The sequence below is a fragment of the Candidatus Poribacteria bacterium genome, assembly GCA_021295755.1.
GTDB lineage: Bacteria > Poribacteria > WGA-4E > WGA-4E > PCPOR2b > PCPOR2b.
This window is the reverse complement of record JAGWBT010000070.1, coordinates 18,528-23,320: the sequence shown is the minus strand read 5'-3', so window position 1 is coordinate 23,320 and position 4,793 is coordinate 18,528. Positions and strand designations below refer to the sequence as shown.

4 protein-coding genes are annotated in these 4,793 nt (G+C 50.5%); 2 read left to right on the top strand and 2 right to left on the bottom strand.

Annotation, left to right across the window (positions count from 1 at the left end; genetic code table 11):
* Positions 1–124: 124 nt before the first annotated feature.
* Together J4G02_11630 and J4G02_11625 are read right to left on the bottom strand one after the other, a co-directional pair.
* Entirely contained in the window at positions 125–853 is a 729-nt protein-coding gene (locus J4G02_11630) for a phytanoyl-CoA dioxygenase family protein (GenBank protein ID MCE2395227.1), read from the bottom strand.
* A gap of 30 nt (positions 854–883) precedes the next feature.
* Positions 884–2,080 carry an exo-alpha-sialidase gene (locus J4G02_11625; protein ID MCE2395226.1) on the bottom strand — a complete coding sequence of 399 codons (1,197 nt, stop codon included), beginning with the start codon at positions 2,078–2,080 and terminating at the stop codon, positions 884–886.
* A 307-nt stretch (positions 2,081–2,387) separates the two neighbouring features.
* Between J4G02_11625 and J4G02_11620 the strand changes: the two genes are divergently transcribed.
* Positions 2,388–3,176: a phytanoyl-CoA dioxygenase family protein gene (locus J4G02_11620; GenBank protein MCE2395225.1), complete on the top strand. Its 789-nt coding sequence runs from the start codon at positions 2,388–2,390 to the stop codon at positions 3,174–3,176.
* A gap of 187 nt (positions 3,177–3,363) precedes the next feature.
* Positions 3,364–4,793: glucose-6-phosphate dehydrogenase (gene zwf, locus J4G02_11615; protein ID MCE2395224.1), on the top strand; the 1,430-nt coding region annotated here is incomplete at its 3' end.

Here is a 4,793-nt window from a genome sequence, read left to right as displayed (position 1 = left end):
AAGGAGAGGACGTAAGACCATCTTCGGATGGCTGTCCTTGTTGATAGCGCAATTACCGTTCCTAAAGGACGCAAGAATCCTCCTCCTTTAGGGCGGGGAGTATGTCAAAGACTTCATCAGTAATTCAGTCGGTATAGCGTTGATTACCGTTAAATGAAGTTCGGGGCCAGGTTGTGTGGGGCCAATCCGTGAACTGATAGGGTATGTAGTGGTTTGCCATGACGTGACGTAAGGCGCCACGCTGCTTGATTGGACCTCCGCGATGAATCAAGCGACCGTGAAATAACACTGCATCGCCCTGATTGGCTATAATGGAAATTTCAGGGCGGTTGTTCTCCTCAAAGATTCTTTCGGTCTTCGCGTGGCGATACTCGTAATCCATCTTCCCGTTCTCGTCCAAGGTCTCCCAGTACGTCACAAGTTCCCCTTTATGCGAACCGGGTTGTATATAGATGGTGCCATTTTCTTCATTGACATCTACCAAAGGCAGCCAAGCGGACATACAGCCGGGGAGGGGACACTGGTCTTGGTGGCGCACCCCTTCGGAACCTTTGTAGAAATACATAGTCTGTATGCCTTCCACTTCCTCTTCAAAGCAGTCTTTCAGCGGTTGACGCAGACGCGAATCAATGAGCAGTGCAAGTGCCTTCGGATCATACCAATGTTGATTATTGGTACGTCCCCAATTGTCTGGTTCACGGGGAGCGAACCCTTCCAGTGTCTTTTGTCCTGAGTGCAGTGCCATCATGTGCTCGACGAACTCCTCGCACTCCGCTTTGGAAAAGACCGATTTCAGGATGGTATAGCCATCCCGCTCGTACTGTGCTTTTTGTTCTGAGGTTAGACCTTTCATTAAAGAACTCCTTTCATACTGGTGGTAACTCTATATCTCCTGGTACAGCCACTCGATTGGACGGATGACAATTTTGCGGTGGCGGGGCCAGGAGGGCGGATCGGTGGAGGCATCCAACTGCGGACCAAAGTCATAGAGCAGTACAACTTCGTCCCCGAAGAAATGTGCGTTCGGATACGATATATATATCATGTCAGCCGGCAGCTCACCGAGTTCTTTTTCGCCCCGAACCATACCGATTTCGTCGTCGGGATCGACGCGGTCAGATTTGTCTACCGGACCACCAACTTCGAGCGTCTTGAAGTACCCCCAGCTGTCCCCATCATCTGTCGAGATAGCGAGCGACAAACGTGACCGGCGAAAGCCACGGCGAATTTCATCGCCGCTCACCTGATTCCACACACAGAGTAGGTCTCCAGTAGTCGGGATGACGCGGAGTCGGCATGGTGAGTATGAACTAGCAAGAGCCGTCGGTTGGGGCAACGACCAAGTGAGGCCTTCGTCATTGCTGAAACTCTGGTACAGCCGGCCCAGCGTCGTTCGGAACATCATCAGGAGTCTGCTATCGCGGAGCTGCACTGCACCGGGCTCGTCGCAGGGCCACATCCCGCCGTAACCGTCTTGGTGCCAGATTACGATGTCTTGAGGACACCGTTGCCAAGTGTTACCTTCGTCCTCCGAAAAGTACACCTGGCTTGTGTCAATCTCCGGCCCGTGAGCGTGACCCTCTGTTTTGAAACGCTTTCCTTGAAAGGTGCCGTAGGCACCGGCGTCCTTCAGTTCCGGAAATGTGCAAGGCGGACAGAACCGCGTGGGCAAAACTAAGCGACCTGACCGGAGTTGGAAGAGTACGTCGTGGTAGTTGCTCGCAGTTTCACCGGGTAGGTTAATGACTATCTCTTCTGACCATGATGCCCCTTCGTCGTCGGAGGTCCGAAAACAGAGCGCGTAGCCAGCCAATGTCCCACCCGCTGTACCGCTAAGGCGACCGTAGAGAAGACCGAGCCTACCTGACTGTAAGCGCACTAGACAGGTTGGGGCACCTGTTCCAATAATGGGTTCGTCGCCGGTTTGAAGGGGTTCACTCGCCGACCAAGTTCGTCCCCGGTCATTGGAATAGCTAGCATTCAGTCCTGACCAGACCATCAGCCATCGCCCATCCTTCAGTTCAACCATACCTCCGGGCCCACCCGGGGCGCGTCCTTCAAAAACCTTAGAATCTGCCATTGTCGGTATCCTTTTCAAATGCCAAAAATATGGCATGCCTTTTTTACTATTTTGTGAAATAATATAGCAGGACTTACGCAAATTGAACAGAAAATTGGCATATTTTGTGAAAAGTCGTTATTTGATTGCATTTAACCCCCTAAATCCCCAGAGGGGATCTTCTCCCTTGTCTTTCCCCTCTTATCAGAGGGGTTCAGGGGGACTTTAAGAGGAAATGCGTAAGTCCTAATAGTACAAACCATTGTATAATGTTTTAGTTTTGCATTCAACAAGATTATCTAAAAAACGAGGGATAAACGGTGCCAACATGATTACCGAGCAAGAAACTCAACAGTTTTCAGAGATGGGCGCGGTGACAATTGATACGCCGCTGACGCAGCAGCAGCTCACAGCGGCATCAGTTGTGTTTGATCGCCTGCTTCCGTTCAGTAAGCCGGAGGCAGGAGAAAAACCGAGCTATCGGGTGAGCACAACGTGCACCTTCTATGATCCAGAATTGTTGGACATCATCCAGCATCCATTTTTTGAGGAAGTAGCCAAGCGTGTGCTGCGAGCTGATGAGATAAGTTTCTTTCAAACTGCCATCGTGACAACTTATCCGTCACCAAATATTCCCTTCAGTTTCTACCAACACGTGGATGTCCAGTACTGCCTTTCGGATCTTGACGCTACTCCCAGGTATATGGTTTGCACCTTTTTTGTCTGGATAGATGATGTAACGGCACAACGTGCACCCTTGATGTATCGTCCCGGCAGCCATCGACTGATAGCTAAACATAGAGAAAATCAGCCGGAACTGAAAAGCAGCACTCCACTCGTCGGAGGTGTTATGTTGGATGGACTGCCTGCGCTTGATTACGCCGAGGCAATCCCTGTGGTTGCGCGAGCCGGACAAGCAACCGTTCTGACCACTGCGATGGTGCACGGCGCGTCAACCAATGTGGACACCGTTCCTCGTAAGGCAATGGTTATTACCTTCACGGCGGCGGGTGTAGAGATTGGCTTGCCCCAGAATCAAGCGGAGACTAAGCGCGCTTATGACCGCGAGTTAAAAACGCTTCTTCGTCCCGAACGGGCACACATTGTTCCCGCTTGACGGTTCGGTGGAGGACAGGCAAACCTGAAGCAATACAAGCACGCAACTAGGCTTTATTATTGACAGCACCTACAATCTATGATTAAATGCCAATGAGTGTAAGCAAGCTGGTGAACAACAGCAAATTAGGTATTGGGATCTACGGAAAAGTCTGTGGCACTTCATCAATCACGACATTGTAATTGCTATGAGTGAAAATGTAAAAACTGATCAGGGACGGGTTTCGGATCCGTGTGTGATGGTCATATTCGGTGCTTCAGGGGATTTGACGAAGCGTAAACTAGTGCCCGCGCTATACAACCTTGCCCAAAACGGACTGCTGAACGAAAACGCTGTGGTTGTTGGTTTTGCACGCCGGGAAAACAACCACGATAATTTTCGTGACCAGATGACGGAAGCAATCAAGGAATTTGGCACAACTGCATTTGATCCGTCGCTTTGGGAACGGATGGAGCAACGGCTTTATTATCATCAAGGCAACTACGACAATCTGGACGATTACAACCGCCTTTCAGAATTGCTGAAGCAGTTGGATGGGGAATGGGGAACAAACGGCAACTATCTCTACTATTTCTCGACACCTCCAAGTTCGTTCAGAGCAATTTCCGACAATTTGGGAAGGGCTGGCCTCGCAAAATCCGAAAACAACACGGCATGGCGGCGTACTATTGTTGAGAAACCGTTTGGGCATGACTTGGATTCTGCCAAACTTCTAAACCGTTGTTTGCTTGAGACTTTTGACGAAGAGCAGATCTACCGGATTGACCATTACTTGGGGAAGGAGACCGTACAGAATATCATAGTCTTTCGGTTCGCCAACGGTATTTTTGAACCGACGTGGGACCGTCGCTATATTGATCATGTGCAAATTATGGTCGCTGAGAGTATCGGCATCGAAGGGCGTGGCGCATATTACGAAGAATCAGGGGTGCTGCGCGACATGATCCAGAACCACATGTTTCAGTTGTTGGCGTTGGTGGCGATGGAACCCCCAATCTCTTTCGAGGCAGATGCAGTAAGAGACGAAAAGGTGAAGGTGTTGAATGCGATTCGTCCGATGCGTCCTGAAGAGATTATCTCCAATACGGTGCGTGGACAGTACAGCGACGGGATAGTAGATAGCGAACGGGTAATTGGATACCGCGAAGAACTTGGAGTTTCACCTACTTCAGAACGAGAGACTTATGCGGCGCTGAAGCTTTTTATAGAGAACTGGCGGTGGGCGGGTGTGCCGTTTTTCTTACGGTCCGGAAAGAGATTAGCCAAGCGCGATACACAAATAGTAATCCAATTTCGGAGTGTTCCGCACCTTCTATTTCGCGGTAGTGCAGAAGAGCAGTTAGAGGCGAATCGGCTTGTCCTCCACATCCAGCCCGATGAGCGTATCACCATCCGATTCCAAGCAAAGATTCCAGGACCGACGGTCCGTCTGACCCCAGTTGATATGGATTTTCGCTACGAAGACTTGGCGGGAAGTAGTCCTGCCACTGGGTATGAGACGTTACTTTACGACTGCATGAACGGCGATTCTACGCAATTCCATCGCGCGGACATGGTAGAGGCAGCATGGGAGGTTGCGACCCCTATCTTGGATGTTTGGGAAGCCTTGCCTCCTCG